This window comes from Edaphocola aurantiacus, from assembly GCF_019797745.1.
GTDB lineage: Bacteria > Bacteroidota > Bacteroidia > Chitinophagales > Chitinophagaceae > Edaphocola > Edaphocola aurantiacus.
In genome coordinates this window covers 91,316-107,674 of the sequence record NZ_VOSI01000003.1, presented here as the reverse complement: position 1 = coordinate 107,674, position 16,359 = coordinate 91,316, and the positions used below count along the sequence as shown (strand labels likewise).

Here is a 16,359-nt window from a genome sequence, read left to right as displayed (position 1 = left end):
CAAGGCGATTGCGGGGCACCGCCATTTTGTATCGTTGCGTGCATTGATCGTCTGAGCTTAACGTGTGATCCGTTCGGAGCTCAACGATCGCATCTCCACTCCAAAATGACTATCGCTGTGATGAAAACAATAAGCGATCTGTACAGAACAGATCGCTCAAAATGGCCTTATAAATCCGGCGTTAAGAAAATCATTGGCTCGGTCGATAAAGTCACAAACCACTGTCTGAGCGCAGTGAGTGTGGTTTGCGACCGGCCGACACATTGATTTTTAGCCAGGGATTTATACAGCCTTGATTTTTTGGCGCTACCTTTTGCATCAAGGCAAAAGGTAGCAATAGATATATAAGCTACTTAAATTATAATGCTAAGCCTTGTTCCCTTTAAGCGGATACCCAATTTAAAAAATCTACACAACATTCAATATTATTTTACCTGGGTTGATCGGATTGATCTGCCAAAAGTATATCTTACATTAAGGCCGTAATAATATAATCTGCCAGGCTCAGTATAGTATTTCCAATGTTTACTATTAAATCTATTGATGTCCCTACCGACAAAAGCTTCCAGGCGAATACCTGAATTATTTTTCAAAGCATAGTTATACCCTATCGCAACCTGGGGAGAAATAATGGGCATCGAATTGTAGTACCTATAATACAATAGGTCATTCCACATGAAATTACCGTACTCTGTCTCTTTTGCAGTGATTAAGATTCTGGTATTGATGCCTGCAGAGAAATTAAGTGCAGATTTTGATGATAAGCCCCGACTATAAGTAGCAAACAAGGGTATCTTTAAATAATTAAGGCTGCTGTTCACATGCCAGAAAACGATCTCGGTACCCGGTTCGCCTACAGGTCTATAGAAAGTGAACTGAGTATTAAATTGGGTAAATCCAATTCCCGTTTCTATGGCCCATTTTTGACAAACAGGAAATCGCTTTAAAATTGCCGCACCAAAACCGGGTCTGGCTTTCGCATCCATAACTTCATCATTTCTCTTTGCCGAAGCCTGGAAACCACTGATTTCAATACTAAGACCTTTGCTCCAATTATTTTGTTGTGCATGGTTAACGAATGGAATAGCACATAAAGCTACGAATACAATTATTTTCATGAATAAAGCATATTAAAGTTTGTGACTTATTAAATCTTCACTTTTAGATATTGATCTGATTGCTTAATATTTAAGACATCAATACTGATTAAGTAGTTGGCCAGGTTAAAACTTTGTATGCTGAAGATTGAATGTATGCTTTACAAAATAGCATGTCAGCATCTCTTACCATTTGGGCGCCGGGCTGCATGTTGCCGGACATTCGGTTTATGAAGCTCAAAGTAAAATATCTCAATATAAAACCTGGTTATAAAAAATGCTGCCTCAGCATTTCCTGTATAAATTCATCCCTTAAAACAAACGATAGGAAAAATGTGGTAGTAACCGGATAAAACCGTCACTGCACAAAAAGGATACTGATCCCCGTAAAATACTAGGCGCTGACAGACTCGAAATACTTGGCTGAATATAAAACTGTTTTTTGAGCCAATAAGAAGTTTTATGCCGACAAATATGTCGAACGGTTTGTTTAACTTTCCTGAGAATTACAATTACTGCTAACCTTAGTCCCCTGCATCATGTCTGATAGTATTATTCTGGGTAAAGTAATGCCCGAACTGATCAGAGATGAGATGCTGAGTACCTTACTCCAGCCCTCATTTCTGGCTCATCGCGATAAAGCAGCTTTTATATTTCAAGACCGTATACTAACCTATGCGGAACTGGATAACTGGAGCAATGCAGTTGCACAGCAACTGACAGACTCAGGCGTGCAACCGGGAGATACTGTAGGGGTCTGGTATCCTCGTAGTCTGGAGCTGCCGGTTGCTATACTGGGTATCATCAAGGCCGGGGCCGCATACGTTCCCCTTGATCGCGAAATGCCTCAGGATCGTATCCGAAAGGTGTTTGGAGATATTGGTGTACGCACTTATTTTTCCGATACCGATGCCGGTATCCATTGCGCACCATTGGATATCGCAACCGAACCGATTACGATAGTACCGGCACCGGAAATCAGTGCCAGGCCTGCCGATTGGGCTTACGTATTGTTTACGTCCGGCAGTACAGGTAATCCGAAAGGCATTCCCATCAATCATAGAAACATCTGTCATCTTATCCGTTCAGAGCAGCAGGTATTGCACATCACCGATGCAGATAAAGTGTACCAGGGATTTTCGGTCTCATTTGATATGTGGTGTGAAGAGGTCTGGATCAGCCTGTTTGCAGGTGCGACCATCTGGATTGCAGATGCTATAGCCGTAAAGGCAATCGATGAATTGAGCGAGGTGCTCAGGTCGCAGAACATTACCATACTGCATGCCGTACCCAGTATTCTGGCCATTATAGATGAAGTACCTGCTATAAGACTCGTCAATTCAGGAGGAGAGGCCTGCACCCCACAGGTGCAACAGAAGTGGGCAAAACCTTACCGCAAATTCATCAACAGCTATGGGCCGACGGAAACAACCGTCACTTCCAATATGGCTTTTGTACAGGCAGGAGATGAATTGACGATAGGCACACCACTCCCAAATTATAATTTAGCGGTTGTAGATGAGTACATGCGTATTGTTCCCCGCGGAGCGCGTGGTGAAATGATCATCTCGGGTCCGGGCGTAAGTATGGGCTATTTTAATCTCCCAGAACTTACTGCACAGAAATTTCTTCCGAACCCTTTTAGTGAACTGCCGGGTAACCACATTTATAAAACCGGCGATGCGGTAATGATCAGGGAAGATGGCTTCCTTGAATTCCAGGGCAGAATTGATGACCAGGTAAAACTGCGTGGTTATCGTATTGAACTGGGTGAGATTGAGAGCCGGATGAATGATATCAGCGGTATTGCCTCTGCAGCTGTTGCCATTAGACCGGACAGCAACCGGCAGGATCAGCTGGTGGGCTATATCGTCATGGAAGAGGGCCATATTGCAGATGAAGACACTATCCGGAAAATACTGTCGGGTTTCCTGGCGCCATATATGGTACCGGTTGTATTTGTTATATTGCCCGAAATGCCCCGGATGCCCAGTGGCAAGATTGACCGGAAGAAATTGCCGCTTCCCGAAGTATTCATTCCAACTGAAAGCGATCAGCAGACGGCAGAAATCGATCCGGATAGCCCGGTAAAAGACCGGTTACTACAGGTACTGAACATTATATTCCCGGGAAAGCATATTAACCTTTCCCAGGACTTCTTTACAGACCTGGGAGGGCATTCACTGCTTGCCGCAACCCTGGTATCCCATTTAAGACAAAAAGCATACCTGCAACAGGTATCGCTAAAAGATCTGTATACACATCGACCTCTGTCTGCCTTTGCAGAAAACATAGAAGAACAATCTGGATCGGCAGCTGCTGCCAGTCCGTTTCAAAGGGTCAGCCGCCTGCAATATATACTCTGCGGGATTGCCCAGACTTTTGCGCTGCTCCTGATTTACGGTCTGTTGGCTGTACAGATATTCTTTCCATACCTGAGTTACTATTATTTTAATGTAAGCGGTTACGGGCATATTACTGCCCTATTAAGCGCGGTATTACTGTACCTGCTTATTCCGCCGGTGTTTGCATTGCTGATCGTCGGCTCCAAATGGCTATTTATAGGTAAGATCAGGGAAGGAGACTACCCTCTTTGGGGATGGTATTATTTCCGCTGGTGGTTATGGAAAGCGATGAAGCGCCTGTTACCTTCAGAATTTATTGTAGACACTCCCCTGTACCCAAGATACCTGCGTTTACTGGGCGTCAAAGTTGATCCCTCAGCACAGCTTAGTTTACTGCCCATCGGTGCAGAAGATCTTGTAACCATAGAAGGCAATGTGAGTACCTCCTCCGGCTGCAGTATAGACAATGCAAGCGTGGAAAACGGGATATTAAAACTCCGGAAAGTACATATCAAAGCAAATGCGTACCTTGGATCTTCGGCTATTGTATGCGGAGGTACTGTTATAGAAGCACATGGTGTACTCCAGGACCTGAGCTGCCTGCCGGAAGGCCAGCACATAGGATATGGAGAGATATGGGATGGAAGCCCTGCGGTAAAAACACATACGGTCCCACCGGAAGAACTACCCGAACCGAATATTGTGTCGCGCAGCCTGCGTAACCGCTATAGCCTGTTTTACCTGGCCTCATTATTTATTTTCCCCCTGGTAGTCATCATACCCCTGACGCCGGTTTTGTATACATTGTATTACCTGGATGATCAGGCAGGAGATTATCAGTTTTACTATTTATGGCAGGTCCCGATCCTTGCTGCATTGTACCTCGTACTATTTATGCTCATCATTTCGGGTATATCGCGGTTATTGCAGTATAAAATGCAACCGGGAGTATATTCCATTTATAGTTTTACTTACTACCGCAAATGGATGAAAGATCAGCTGATGAACCTTTCGCTGATTGTACTGCATCCACTTTATGCCACTGTTTACGTATCTAAATACTACCGTATGCTGGGCGCTAAGGTAGGCCGGAATGCAGAAATCTCTACAGCCAGCGATGTAAGTCATCATCTGCTGGAAATAGGAGAAGGTTCCTTTATTGCAGATGCTGTAATCCTTGGAGAGCATGATGTCCGCAACCAGCAACTGATTTTACAGAAAACCGTTATAGGGCATAATAGTTTTGTAGGCAACAGCGGCCTTATACCACAGGGCTACTCGCTGGGCAGCAGTATGCTGATTGGTGTCTTGTCCAAAGCCCCGTCGGAAGAGCAATTACGCCAAAGTGTAGAGAAAGACTGGTTTGGTTCGCCTCCCATTGGTCTGCCTTCACGCCAGCAGAGTGTTGCATTTGACAGTAGCCTTACCTTTCATCCACCACTGAAGTTGAAGCTGGCCAGAGGACTGGTAGAAGGCATCCGGATCATTCTACCTCAAACGGTCATTACCACATGCAGTGTACTGTTTGTTGCTTATGCGCATGACCTGCTTTCCATGTCGCCGGGCCGGCTTATTATATCCATTCCGATATACTATTTGCTATTTATGGGTGTGCCTGCCTTCCTGGTTACTGTGCTACTGAAATGGTTACTTGTTGGCAAGTATGAACAAATGGCTATGCCTATGTATAGTCTGAAAGTATGGCTGAGTGAAGCGGTAACCAGCTTTTATGAAGCACTGGCCGTGGTATTTTTCCTCGACCAGTTGAGAGGCACTCCCTGGCTTCCTGTTATGCTTCGTTTATTAGGAGTTAAAACCGGTAAACGCGTATGGATGAATACGACAGACATTACAGAGCATGATATGGTCACAATAGATGATGAAGCGATGCTGAATGAAGATTGTGGCCCGCAGACCCATCTTTTCGAAGATCGCATTATGAAGATCGGTTCCGTGCATATCGGCCGTCAGTCCACAATCGGTACCCGCACTATTATCCTGTATAACAGTATGATCGGCAACCATGTTACCATTTCCTCCTTATCTCTTGTGATGAAAGGAGAAACATTGCCTGATCAGACCGCATGGACAGGAAGTCCTGTACGCCCGGATCATGGTTAATTCAGCGGAGGAATAATTGCCTGATGTCCATTTTATATTCTGGTTCCGTACCGGCCACCTGGACGACATAATCGGGATCTATATCAATCTGCTGCAGATAAAAAGCTTGCCCGTTCCACAAAATCGGAGCCTGCCTGGTATTTATATCTGCCAGGCAGGCCTCCTGAATACCTGATCCTGCGGCCTTCAGTACAGCTTCTTTGCCAGTCCAGCAATGATAGAACAAACCATCCTGGTCCCGGCTTTGCAGAAGAGCCTTCTGTTCTTCAGGATGCAAAAAGTCTTTGTATACTGCAATATCAATGCCTGCTTGCCTGTATTCCACATCAATCCCATTCTCCAGCCGGAGATCTGCACTCAGTACACAAATGCCTTTACTGTACGCTGTACTGAAATATAAAGGGGGTCTATGCAGCCGCGGCTGGTGCTGTGCTGTTTTATACAATCCGGATAACACTGATTTATGCTTCGGATAAAAATGCTGTACCGCTGCCTCCAGCAATAGCTTACCCGCAATCCGTACATAACGATCCTCTTCCTGCCGGTATGCATTAATGCGCTGCTGCAACAGTTCTGGAAATGCATGCAGCCGCTGATCCAGTAATGTCCGATCACAATCTTTAAGAAACGTATACCAAATCATAGTCTTCAAGTAGCTGTATCGAATATATACTTTTTTGCTTTAAACAGCCTTTGGTTTATGCATAGATATTTTGCAGCGTATTACTACTGCAATTGTAAAGGTCTAGAAAACATCAGTTTTTTGAACACACCTACCTTATGATGAAAATGGACTTGTGAATATTTATAGCATATGAATATCCATACAACGTCAGAAGTAGGTCTGAATTAACAGATCACCAATATTAGAAAACCACATAGCGCTTTAGCCCTATGCGGTTTTCTAAAACATCTAAAGAACCGAAATTTATTTCTGAAGGATGATCTGCTTTGCAATTATCTGCTGATCCTGTGTACGGAGTTTCAAGAGATAGACTCCGGAAGGCAGGTCCTGAATGTTTATCGGCTGATGTGCTTCGAACCCGAGGTCCTTTATTTTACGCCCGTTTAGCTGGAATAGTTCCATACTGGCCAGGCGGTATTTTTGCTGGTCATATTCCAGTTGGAATATACCATTTCCCGGATTGGGGTAAAGCCTGAAGGCATTAGCCAGCCCCGGGGTATACAAGGAGGTTGACGTGTCAACAGTCTTCTGGTATTCTACTGCACCAATGTCGATCGTATTATTAAATACACGGGTATGCCCATTATAGTCTGCACTGCCATAATCCGGCACTGCATTACTACCCTTGTTGATGCAGTTGGCAGAATTACTCGCCAGACCAAAATCTACATTAAGGGCATTATAAGCAGGACCGGCACCTAATTGAGGAGAGGCCAGTTGTAAGTTATGATCATAGATATTCGTGCTAAGACCCTGTACACCAGCCGGCATATTGGTATTAGGATAAAAGTCAATCAGGTTATTGGACAGGTTGAGGTTCAGGGCTGCAAACTTGAAATTATTATAGGCAGTATCAAAAGGATTGTAGTTCTGCTTATTATTGAAAATAATGTTATTCGAGATCCTGAGCTTACAATAAGTTCCCCATCCATGTATAGCCGCACTTCCGGTATAGTCTTTTACCGTATTGTTTACAATCGTATTATTAACGATGGTGGCCTGGCAGTGCTGTGCCCATATACCACCTCCGCTGATGGAGGAATAGTTGTTGGCAATGATATTGTTACGGACGATATGGTCGTTACGACCGGGCACATCACTATCCAGGTCCTGACCCAGCAGCTGGAGGCCGCCACCCCCGTCATTAATCCCGCAAAAAACACCTTCAGCCATTGTCTGGTTGTTATTGCAAATCAGATTTTGTTCAATCAGGGATGATTTGGACTGGAGGGCAACTGCCCCATTCAGATTGGTATTGTTATGATGCACGCGGTTGCGTTGAAAAATAACATTACCCCCATATCCACTATTGAAGATACCACCGCCATTGCTCTGCGTATTATTGTATAATTCATTATCCCTGAACAGGAGCACATTTGTGCTCATCATACCGGTGGAGGTATGGGAAAACAGGCCGATTCCTCCGCTGGACGTATTGTTATAAAATTTATTATTGAGTACATAAGCACTGTCCTCGTATAATACATGCATAAGCGTTCCGGTGCGGTTATCATGTACGCTGCAATTGGTAAACCTTAGTTTACTGGCACTTTGCGTTTGTCCGAAATTATAGAGGGAGATCAAGCGCTCCATCGCAATATTATGATAGAACTCACATTGGTTGATATACAGCAGCGGAATAGTCGAGGTAATAGCACTATTATTAATGCCCCGTTTAATATCCTTGAAAATGCAATATTCAAAGGTTGGATTCCCGAAGTTCATACTGCCGGTATTTTCGAGGCCCAGCCCGCTCCATCCACCTGCTGTGGTGGCCACATTAGACCATCCGGTGGTGTCATTGGCCCGGAACACGATCTTCTGCTCCGGTGTTCCTTTTGCCGATATGGTACCATACACATATAACTGGTAATTGCCCATGAACACCACCTGGACACCCGGCTGAATGGTCAGGGTATTGCTTAAAGGGACAGAGATGTCATTATGTATATAATAGGGAGAACCTTCCAGGGTCCATGTACCATTCACGGTAGGTGTATTGACCTGGGTTGCAGCAAAGCTGCCCTGACAAATGGCCAGGAAGGAGGTAAGGTAGCATAGAATTTTTTTCATTTCAAAAAGGCTTTTATTACAAGACAGGTAAAAAGGTGCACTTAGTTGGTTAAAGCTATCAGGTTTGCGCACAATCATTGCGGCTTACCTAATCAGAGTTCGTCATTTTTTTGACTGGCTATCTGTAAAATGTCTACTACATTTACATTTGTGTACGATATGCAGACCCTCACATTACAAAAAATAATATGAAAAATTACAGCCAGACAATTACACTGAACACCACAGCAGACAAAGTGTTCAGCGCCCTGACAAATGATATTCCGCTTTGGTGGACAGAAATATTTGAAGGGGGCGCAAGCAATCAGGGCGATAATTTCACTATACGCTTTGGCGATCATATTTTCAAAACAATGAAAGTACAGGAACTATCTGCCGATGAAAAGGTTGTTTGGTTGGTGGAAGATTCCTTAATTGACATTCCGGGTCTGAGCAAACAGAAAGAATGGATCCGCACTACGATCATTTGGGAGATACTTACAAAGGAGCATAGCACTGAACTTAAGCTTACTCATATTGGTTTGAGCCCGGAGGTGGAATGCTATGAAATCTGCAGCGGCGGCTGGCAGCAGTTTACCGGCAGCCTCAAACTATTTCTGGAGACAGGAAAGGGTGCTCCATATCATAGATAAATAGAGCAAATAAAAACAGCTGTTCTTTCTATTATGCTAACTTTATATAGAAAGCCCACCCTGAACAGGGTGAGCCTTGTACTTAAACCTACCATATAACAAAAAACTCGTGCGCTATCAGGACTTATAAATAACCTGCTCTGGACAGAGCAGGTCTACCGATATAAACGGTATGAAGATGTCTAAAATTTGTAACTGTATCCTAATCTGATCACCTGTGTTTCATAGTAATCGTTGCTCGTATAATTAAAACCCATTCCGACAATCTTTCTTTTTATCACCATTGTATTCAGTAAGTCGGTGGCATTGACATACAGCTCTCCCCTTCCTTTCTGAACCGATTTCTTCAATCCCATGTCTATTGAAAATCTGGACATAATTTTTCCCTGTGGTATAATATCAGGCGCCAGGTAAACGGCTGTTACCTGAGCATCCATTCCTTTTGCAAAGTGAAAAATATTGTTCAGTTTCAGGTTACCGGATATAGCTGTTTGCTGTTCTGCAGAAAAGGTATTGGGTTCAGGATATAGATTTTGTACCGTAAATGCATTGATCTGGTTTCTGTAAAGATTTCCGTTGAGGTTAAAGGAATAAACATTGGAGATTTTTTGATTTAAAATGGCCTCTATTCCTGTATTGTAGCTTTTGCCGGCATTTTGAAATATGGCATAGATTAGTGTATTTCCGGGAATGGTGCTCGATATCCTTGTGATAGTACCCTCTGCAAAACGATGGTATAAGGCGGAATAAAAATAGCCGTTGTTCCAGACATTCTTATATCCCAGTTCAATGGAATTGGTAAACTGTGGGCGCAATGCAGGATTCCCCACCTTGATGATCTCTGCATCATCGTATTTCGGAAAAATACGGATGTCCACTTCATTCGGCCTGTCTACCCTGCGGTTATAGAATACGGAAAGTTTATTGTTATCGTTCAGCTTATAGGCTAGCCTCATATTCGGGAATGGCTGCGTATAGTTGTAGCCATCGCTTTTGTAAGTGCTGTGGTTGGGATTCACATCGTATTGGATGTTCACATATTCCACACGCACACCTAATTCAGCTTCCCACTTTTGATTTTCAAAAACATAATTACCATACAATGCAGGTATCAGTTCCTTATAGTTGGCCCAGCCCCCGGCATTCATGTCCAGCACAGAATTGGCACCGGGTCTGAAATCCATATTAACAGGTATACTTCTGTTGCGCAGCTTGATCCCTGTTTCAATACGACCGTACTTCAACGGTTTTATATAATCTATATTCAAATCATATACCTGCTCATCAGATAATAACTTAAATGCATCTGTTCCAGTGGATGCCGGCAGGTAATTGTCGTAAAAATACTGCTCGTTTTCCCGGTGAAAAGTGTAATTGAAACCAATGTTCAGCAAATGACCCGCATCTTTAAATTTATGCTGGTATGCTGCAGTAGCCATCGCGGTAGTCTTCAGTTCATCTTCCAAAAACTGCCACAGGCGCAAACGTTGTGACAGATCACCATTAAAAAACGGCTGGTCACCCCGGTCAATGATCTTCTCGCTACCGTACATTCCGGAGACTGTCAGTGTGTTTTGCGCGTTGATATTCCAGTCTATTCCGGCTTTTGTAGTAAGAAAATTGGTATTCCGGTTTCTTTTCAGTTGTGAATTGATAACCGTTCCATCATCATAATTCCGGGTTACAAACTCATTTTTGTTCAGGGTTTGCGTGTATAAATTATCTGCCTGCAAAAAGATGTTTATTTTATCTTTCCTGTAATTCAGGGATACGGATGGGTTGATCTTAGGGGTAAACGTGTATTGAGGTCTGATCGTCGGAAGGTTTTCTTTTCGCACCCAAAGGGAACCTGTTCCATAAGTAAAACCCAGTTTTCCGCTAAACCCGTTCTGTTTATTCTTCTTCATGATAATATTAATGATACCCGCGTTCCCATTAGCATCATATTTTGAAGAAGGGTTATTGATGATCTCTATTTTATCAATGGCAGAAGAAGGAATATTGTCTAAACCAGTCTGGCTTCCAAAACCAGTTAATGCGGTCTGCTTGCCATCAATCAATACCGTGACTTTATCATTTCCCCGCAGCTGCACTTTTCCATCCTGTACGGTAACACCGGGCAGGTTTTGCATACTCTGTAATACAGAACCTCCGCTTTGGCTGATATTGTCGGCTACTGAATAGGTTTTCTTATCCAGTTTACTGCTCACATCACTTGCATTTGCGCTAATAGTTACAGCTTCCAAAACCGTTGCAGCCTCCTCCAGTTCAATGACGGGAATATCCAAAAACGCAGAAAGTGTGCCCACAAATAATGGTTGCTCCCTATGCTCAAAGCCCATAAATGAAATATCTAAACGATAATTCCCGGGTTTAATACCGGCAATGGAAAACCTGCCTTCTTCATCGGTTACGGTACCGGCTACGAACGCACTGTCTTTTTCATTTTTCACGACAATATTGACATAAGGCATCGCGGCTTTATCAACTTTACCTTTTACCAAGCCCGAAACGGTAACAGATGATACCTGGGCATGGGCTATCGAAGCAGCTATTGTGGCAATGAGTACCAAAAACAATCTTAGCTTATTCATTATTTTAATCTTTAGCTTCTTTTAAAAACTTACCCGTGTTGTCAAATATTAAATCCATACCGTTCACTTCCGCTTCGTAGGTAACTGCATCTTTTGCATCGGTGATTTTAGCGGCTTCCTTAATCTTTTTGCCCGGATAGTGTTTAGCGATATAGGCCTTTACTCCCACTGGCAGTGCATCAATTCCAATGGCAACCTCTGTTTCCAGTATTTGCCCCGAAGCATTGATCAATAAAGAATAGCCGGTTGCAGTGACCTTGAAACCGGCTTCATAATGGTCTTCTTCTTTTTCCCATTTCAGTTCCGCTGCATTGGGATAGTGCTGATGCACAACTGATTTTACCACCTCCGGAACTTTGGTATCCGATACTTTCTGCGCAAGAGCAAATGATACGCTTGCTACTGCAGCCAATAAAAAGATTAGCTTTTTCATTGTTCAACTTTTTAATTGTGAATCACAAAATTCAGAAGTGATTTAGAAGAAATTTAGAACGGCTTCATTTATGTCAATTGTTCTCCTGGCTTTCTTTTATGCGCTAGGGCAATCATTATCATCATCAAAAAAACGGAGCACAATGACGCATAGAGCGTATTGAGTTCCAGCCCTCCTTTTGCAAATGGCTTTGTGAGAAAATCGCCAAATGTCGCCCCGAAAGGTCTTGTAAAAATAAAGGCGATCCAGAAGAGCAGGATATGATTGAGTTTGGTAAAATAATGTAACAGCACCACCAGTATGATTATACTGCCTGTTACCATTGCCCCATGCAGATAGCTTAGGCCTAAGTTGTCACTTAAGAAATCGCCGAATGCGGTCCCTAGACTATTGGAGAACAGAACAGCTGTCCAGAATAGCATTTCTTTCTTCTTTTCAAAAATCGGATATACTTCCAGATTCTTGTACGTTCTGTACCAAATCAGCAAACTGACCATCAGACAGGCTGCTAATAATATGCTTCCATACAGGTAGCCCATGTGCAGGGTGCGATCAATAAAATCGGAGATCTCCGTACCTAAAGTAGTGGTACCAATGATCACAAACCAATATTTTGCTGGTTTGTATTCTTTAGCATAATACTGTACCAACAGGGCGATCATTAAAAGGGCTGAGGTAATCGCCAGGCCAACAATATAGCCGTAATGGAGTGTCATAGAAATGAAATCGCCCAGGGTTTCTCCCAGGGTTGTAGCCACTACTTTCATTAGCCAGAACAAAAGTGTGATAGGGGCTACTTTATTGAATTGCTTCATCTTCTTTTTAAAACAAAGCTATTATCCAATTTAGAAGAAAATTAGCATTGGTGTGGGACATGCCATGAATACATTATTGGTGTATCCGTTATATTGTGGCCGAAAAGGCAACTAAAAAAACATGCTCCTTATTTTCAAAGCTGTACGTCACCTGCCAGCCATGAAGCCTGCATATTTCCTGCACGAGGGATAAGCCCAATCCGCTACCGCTATTGTCAGCAGACATTTTTGAGAATCTTGTAAACAATAAACCGGGATCAAGTGCCTGTATTCCTGAGTTGCTAATTTCAAAACGGGATTTTGATAATCCTACCCTTATTGCACCTCCCGGTAAGGTATGGCGTATGGCATTAATGATAAGGTTATTGATCAGTACTTCGGCCAATCCACTATTGCCCTGCAGTGCAACATCCGGCTGAATATCGGAGTCCAGATTGATGTTTTTCTCTTTAAAATGCGGCTGCAGTCCATCCATAATCTGAACCAGCAAAGTATCGAACCCGATCAATGCGGAATGATCAAACTGGCTGTTTTCGATTTTGGCGAGCAATAGTAAGTTTTTATTGATGCGCGCACTTCTGATCAGTGCTCTGTTCATCTCTTCTGCAATGTGGTATTGCCTTTCCGTCAGATCATCGCCCTGTAACAGAATATCAAGCTTGTTTTTCAAAATGGCTAATGGCGTCTGCAATTCATGCGAGGCATTCTCTGTAAATTCCTTTTGACTTGTATAGGTAGCAATACTATGCTGCAACAGTTTTTCAAGTGTGGCATTCAGTTCTGCAAACTCAATGGTATCCGTTTGCTGAAAATCAATCTGTGCCTGGCTGTTTAATTGAAATGATTTTAGTTGCAGTAATGTATCCCGGAATGGTTGCCATAATTTTCGGGAAAGCCTCCTGTTCAAAATCCAAAAGCCAATTACTAAAATCAGAAAGAATATAAGCGTAGCCATAGCAATGTATGCAACCGTTTCTTCTGTTTCTTCAACATTGGTTTCCACAACCAGTACATAGTTCCGGTTGTTTATTTTAATATTAGACTTTAGACCACGAAAGCGGTCTATGACATCTTCTCTGGAAGCATATGGATTTTTTCGTCTGGTGGTGTATAGACTGTCCTTCAATAAAGGCTGCCCGGCATATACAATTTTACTGGATGGCTGTATTTCATTCCAGAATTTGATGCTTTCGGCTAATTTTTCGTCATTGATACGCTGCTCATTAAATTCATTTTCTATTCGCTCCGCAATTAGATGATTGTTTTCGTCCAGCTCTTTAAGCCAGATCCAGTCAACCAAAAGAAAATACGATGGAATGCTCAGTGCAAATACAATAAATGCATAGATGGTAATCTGCTTAAGCGATTTTTGCAATAAATTTTTCATCCTTCCCATTTGTAGCCCGTACCGTAAACGGTTTTTATATATTGTTCACAACCTGCATCCGTTAATTTCCGCTTCAGATTCTTAACGTGTGCATATACGAAATCGTGGTTATCGAGCATATCGGCAAAGTCTCCAGAAAGGTGTTCTGCCAAAGTACTTTTAGAGAGTACCCGGTTTTTATTTCCGATAAAATAAATAAGCAGATCGAATTCTTTTTTGGTCAGTGCAATGGGTTTGCTATTGACGGAGGTTGTTTTGGCCCATAGATCGATCTCTAATTCGTCCTGCTTTATAGTATTTGAGTTGTTAAACTGTTTTCTTCGGATAAGGGAATAGATACGTGCAGTGAGCTCCGGCAAATGAAAGGGCTTGGTAAGGTAATCGTCAGCCCCGATCTGCAAGCCTTTAATCCTATCGTCTAAAGCGTTTTTTGCTGAAATGATAATTACTCCGTCCTGTTTATTTTCCCTCTTTAGTTCTTCCAGAATTTTCAGGCCATTTCCATCCGGCAGGGTTATATCCAATAAGATGCAGTCATAATTGAACACATCAATCTTGTTCATCGCTTCTGTAAAGGTGGATGCAATTTCACAAAGATATTTTTCTGCAGAAAGATATTCTGCAATGCTTTTAGCAAGCTCTTTCTCGTCTTCTATTATGAGAATTTTCATTTTTCCCGGCAGGTTTATGCTACAAATTTAAAAATACAATTTTGAAGAAAATTAGAATATATCCAATGGCCCATAGCAGCATCGACATTTTAATGCCCTTATTGTCCGGAAAATATAGCCGGGTGCGATATGTAGCACTGAGCTGAATACAAAGCTTTCTATTGATATGAGCATTCATCCCTAAGTACAAAAGGCTGATCAATCGATCAGCCTTTTTATTGTTCATCTTAGTTTTCACTTATTGCCTGCCAGAACTCGGCAGCATCGGCCGGTAAGGGAATGGTATCCGGGTCTTCGGGTACCGGGTTACACCGTGCACTGATGTATTGCAACATATCGGCATCGGTGAAGTACAACTTATACTCCATACGCAAACCGGCATCTGCAGCATAACATACACTCCCCTCTGCGGTATCCGCATCAAGGTACAGCAACCCGGTGCGGATCGCAATTCTCTGTGCAAAATGTGCCCAGTCGGCCATCTGATGTGTTTATTTCTTTTGCAGTAATGCGATATAATAGTTGCGGTGAAAAGGGTCTCCCATTTTATTGATCACCTCTTCTTCTCTAGTATGTATAGCATCAATGGTAAAGTCGGTCTGAGCCACCAGGTGTGTAAAGCGGGCTATGTCGTACTTGGTAAATCCGTATTGTGTAAAAGGCAACTGGTCCATTGCAAGGGCATCTACAAATGTAATACAGCTATAGCCATCCGGTCTCATGACACGGTATATCTCCTGCAATAAAGCAATGGGTTCGTTCCAGAAATAAAGGGTGTTTACCGTCAGCATACGGTCAAAAGAATCGTCTTCAAACGGAATCTTATATCCATCGTAAAACAAGAACCGGCAACGCTCGCTGAGCCCTTCTTCTTCGCTGTAGGCAATGGCTTCGGCCTGCATCAGTTCGGAGCATTCCAGCCCGGTATACTGCGCATTAGGGTCCATCTGCAACCATTCTTTCAGATGATGAGCATTGCCATGCCCCAGCTCCAGCAGGGCGTCTCCCGGTTTGGAAGACAGTACAGCGATGCTTTCCCGGATCATACCCAGGTTGGACTGATACATATTATCGGCCACTTCCTTACCGGCTGCTCCGGAAGGTTGCCGCAACTGTGCCGCCAGGGCTTCCATCGAGAATTCCTGTTCGGGCATATAGGGTGTTTCCATAGATCAATAATGTTTGCTCAGCGGCAGCAGCTCTTCGTAAATAATTTTCGGAACAGCCACCGTAATGGATTAACTACATATTTCATCACCGGATTCATTGCACACAAAGTTAAACAGTTTCTATTTTAAAACCAGCCATTTGTATGAGGTTGATGATATCTTCTTTACTCAGCTCTGTTTCAACGGTCAGGATCTTATCCGGATTATCCGTATCCACCGTCCAGGAATGAATGTCTTTTTCCGCGTCCAGCTTGGGTTGTACTTTAGCGATACAACCGCCGCAATTAATATTTGTCTTGAATTTTAAGGTCTGTTCCATATGTTTTTTTGTTTAATA

Annotated in this window: 13 protein-coding genes; 2 read left to right on the top strand and 11 right to left on the bottom strand. The window is 42.9% G+C overall.

Annotated features, from left to right (window positions below; all coding sequences use genetic code 11):
* Positions 1–425: 425 nt before the first annotated feature.
* On the bottom strand, positions 426–1,118 hold the full coding sequence (locus FTD44_RS09120; RefSeq protein ID WP_222166166.1) for an outer membrane beta-barrel protein: 693 nt from the start codon (positions 1,116–1,118) through the stop codon (positions 426–428).
* 518 nt (positions 1,119–1,636) lie between these two features.
* Between FTD44_RS09120 and FTD44_RS09115 the strand changes: the two genes are divergently transcribed.
* Complete coding sequence (locus FTD44_RS09115; RefSeq protein WP_222166165.1) at positions 1,637–5,563, top strand: Pls/PosA family non-ribosomal peptide synthetase; 3,927 nt, start codon at positions 1,637–1,639, stop codon at positions 5,561–5,563.
* A 1-nt stretch (position 5,564) separates the two neighbouring features.
* Here FTD44_RS09115 and FTD44_RS09110 read toward each other — a convergent pair whose 3' ends face one another.
* Both FTD44_RS09110 and FTD44_RS09105 read right to left on the bottom strand, forming a co-directional pair.
* Entirely contained in the window at positions 5,565–6,206 is a 642-nt protein-coding gene (locus FTD44_RS09110) for a 4'-phosphopantetheinyl transferase family protein (protein ID WP_222166164.1), read from the bottom strand.
* A gap of 285 nt (positions 6,207–6,491) precedes the next feature.
* Positions 6,492–8,321 carry a T9SS type A sorting domain-containing protein gene (locus tag FTD44_RS09105; RefSeq protein WP_222166163.1) on the bottom strand — a complete coding sequence of 610 codons (1,830 nt, stop codon included), beginning with the start codon at positions 8,319–8,321 and terminating at the stop codon, positions 6,492–6,494.
* 188 nt (positions 8,322–8,509) lie between these two features.
* Here FTD44_RS09105 and FTD44_RS09100 point away from each other — a divergent pair, with 188 nt between their 5' ends.
* Positions 8,510–8,953 (top strand): SRPBCC family protein, encoded by a 444-nt coding sequence (locus FTD44_RS09100; protein ID WP_222166162.1) that lies wholly within the window; start codon positions 8,510–8,512, stop codon positions 8,951–8,953.
* A 182-nt stretch (positions 8,954–9,135) separates the two neighbouring features.
* Here the strand turns inward: FTD44_RS09100 and FTD44_RS09095 are convergent, their stop codons facing one another.
* From FTD44_RS09095 to FTD44_RS09060, 8 genes are all read right to left on the bottom strand, one after another.
* Complete coding sequence (locus FTD44_RS09095; protein WP_222166161.1) at positions 9,136–11,547, bottom strand: TonB-dependent receptor domain-containing protein; 2,412 nt, start codon at positions 11,545–11,547, stop codon at positions 9,136–9,138.
* Between the two features lie 4 nt (positions 11,548–11,551).
* Complete coding sequence (locus FTD44_RS09090; protein WP_222166160.1) at positions 11,552–11,980, bottom strand: PepSY-like domain-containing protein; 429 nt, start codon at positions 11,978–11,980, stop codon at positions 11,552–11,554.
* Positions 11,981–12,048: 68 nt separating this feature from the next.
* Complete coding sequence (locus tag FTD44_RS09085) at positions 12,049–12,795, bottom strand: COG4705 family protein (RefSeq protein ID WP_222166159.1); 747 nt, start codon at positions 12,793–12,795, stop codon at positions 12,049–12,051.
* Between the two features lie 88 nt (positions 12,796–12,883).
* Entirely contained in the window at positions 12,884–14,182 is a 1,299-nt protein-coding gene (locus FTD44_RS09080) for a sensor histidine kinase (protein ID WP_222166158.1), read from the bottom strand.
* Entirely contained in the window at positions 14,179–14,853 is a 675-nt protein-coding gene (locus FTD44_RS09075; protein WP_222166157.1) for a response regulator transcription factor, read from the bottom strand. Before FTD44_RS09075 ends, FTD44_RS09080 begins: the two co-directional genes overlap by 4 nt.
* Before the next feature lie 227 nt (positions 14,854–15,080).
* A complete protein-coding gene (locus tag FTD44_RS09070; RefSeq protein ID WP_222166156.1) occupies positions 15,081–15,335 on the bottom strand; it encodes a hypothetical protein in 255 nt (84 codons plus the stop codon).
* A 9-nt stretch (positions 15,336–15,344) separates the two neighbouring features.
* Complete coding sequence (locus tag FTD44_RS09065) at positions 15,345–16,022, bottom strand: class I SAM-dependent methyltransferase (protein WP_222166155.1); 678 nt, start codon at positions 16,020–16,022, stop codon at positions 15,345–15,347.
* Between the two features lie 109 nt (positions 16,023–16,131).
* Positions 16,132–16,341, bottom strand: a complete 210-nt coding sequence (locus FTD44_RS09060; RefSeq protein ID WP_222166154.1) for a heavy-metal-associated domain-containing protein — start codon at positions 16,339–16,341, stop codon at positions 16,132–16,134.
* Positions 16,342–16,359 lie beyond the last annotated feature (18 nt).

What these genes read in the sequence shown, in the direction of transcription:
- FTD44_RS09120 (WP_222166166.1), bottom strand. Translation starts at nt 1,118, where the DNA reads ATGAAAATAATTGTATTCGTAGCTTTATGTGCTATTCCATTCGTTAAC.
- FTD44_RS09115 (WP_222166165.1), top strand. Translation starts at nt 1,637, where the DNA reads ATGTCTGATAGTATTATTCTGGGTAAAGTAATGCCCGAACTGATCAGA.
- FTD44_RS09110 (WP_222166164.1), bottom strand. Translation starts at nt 6,206, where the DNA reads ATGATTTGGTATACGTTTCTTAAAGATTGTGATCGGACATTACTGGAT.
- FTD44_RS09105 (WP_222166163.1), bottom strand. Translation starts at nt 8,321, where the DNA reads ATGAAAAAAATTCTATGCTACCTTACCTCCTTCCTGGCCATTTGTCAG.
- FTD44_RS09100 (WP_222166162.1), top strand. Translation starts at nt 8,510, where the DNA reads ATGAAAAATTACAGCCAGACAATTACACTGAACACCACAGCAGACAAA.
- FTD44_RS09095 (WP_222166161.1), bottom strand. Translation starts at nt 11,547, where the DNA reads ATGAATAAGCTAAGATTGTTTTTGGTACTCATTGCCACAATAGCTGCT.
- FTD44_RS09090 (WP_222166160.1), bottom strand. Translation starts at nt 11,980, where the DNA reads ATGAAAAAGCTAATCTTTTTATTGGCTGCAGTAGCAAGCGTATCATTT.
- FTD44_RS09085 (WP_222166159.1), bottom strand. Translation starts at nt 12,795, where the DNA reads ATGAAGCAATTCAATAAAGTAGCCCCTATCACACTTTTGTTCTGGCTA.
- FTD44_RS09080 (WP_222166158.1), bottom strand. Translation starts at nt 14,182, where the DNA reads ATGAAAAATTTATTGCAAAAATCGCTTAAGCAGATTACCATCTATGCA.
- FTD44_RS09075 (WP_222166157.1), bottom strand. Translation starts at nt 14,853, where the DNA reads ATGAAAATTCTCATAATAGAAGACGAGAAAGAGCTTGCTAAAAGCATT.
- FTD44_RS09070 (WP_222166156.1), bottom strand. Translation starts at nt 15,335, where the DNA reads ATGGCCGACTGGGCACATTTTGCACAGAGAATTGCGATCCGCACCGGG.
- FTD44_RS09065 (WP_222166155.1), bottom strand. Translation starts at nt 16,022, where the DNA reads ATGGAAACACCCTATATGCCCGAACAGGAATTCTCGATGGAAGCCCTG.
- FTD44_RS09060 (WP_222166154.1), bottom strand. Translation starts at nt 16,341, where the DNA reads ATGGAACAGACCTTAAAATTCAAGACAAATATTAATTGCGGCGGTTGT.